The 431-nt window shown below is 41.3% G+C and carries 1 protein-coding gene; it reads right to left on the bottom strand.

The window, feature by feature from the left end:
• Positions 1-151: 151 nt before the first annotated feature.
• On the bottom strand, positions 152-352 hold the full coding sequence (locus DWY55_RS20710) for a hypothetical protein (RefSeq protein ID WP_007761432.1): 201 nt from the start codon (positions 350-352) through the stop codon (positions 152-154).
• Between the last annotated feature and the right edge of the window lie 79 nt (positions 353-431).

Below are 431 nucleotides of genomic sequence, written 5' to 3'. Positions count from 1 at the left end.
AGCACAAGGGGGCAGAATCGCTTGGTTTTAGGGGGCAGCTTACACTGGATTTTCCACATACTTAAAAGGCAGATAAGCAAGCCCCTGCTGTATAAACATACAGTATGAATATTTTGCTATACATCTTGTCTTTTTGATAAGTGTCAGTTTTCTATTCCAAGACGTTCAGTGAACGTACAATATGTATATCAATCTCTGCCTGTTTCCAAGCCGAGTATGAATCTTCCATGTCACGACAATGACCGTACCCGAAAGTACCGTCTGCTGTCTTCATTTTGACAAAGATAACGAAAGATTGGCGGATAAGCAAACAAAAAACATTGTTTTTCAGGTTGCCTGTTCCGAACCGCATCCTGCCTTATCAAAAAGATGTTATAGTACGGTCAATCCGTTCCGGTTGTCCGTTACCCTGTTTTAACACCCCTGTTTTA

The organism is Bacteroides sp. AF25-38AC (assembly GCF_003602995.1).
GTDB classification, from domain to species: domain Bacteria; phylum Bacteroidota; class Bacteroidia; order Bacteroidales; family Bacteroidaceae; genus Bacteroides; species Bacteroides uniformis.
The sequence above is the reverse complement of the archived record's forward strand: the minus strand, read 5'-3'. Positions and strand labels throughout refer to the sequence as shown.

What these genes read in the sequence shown, in the direction of transcription:
- DWY55_RS20710 (WP_007761432.1), bottom strand. Translation starts at nt 352, where the DNA reads ATGCGGTTCGGAACAGGCAACCTGAAAAACAATGTTTTTTGTTTGCTT.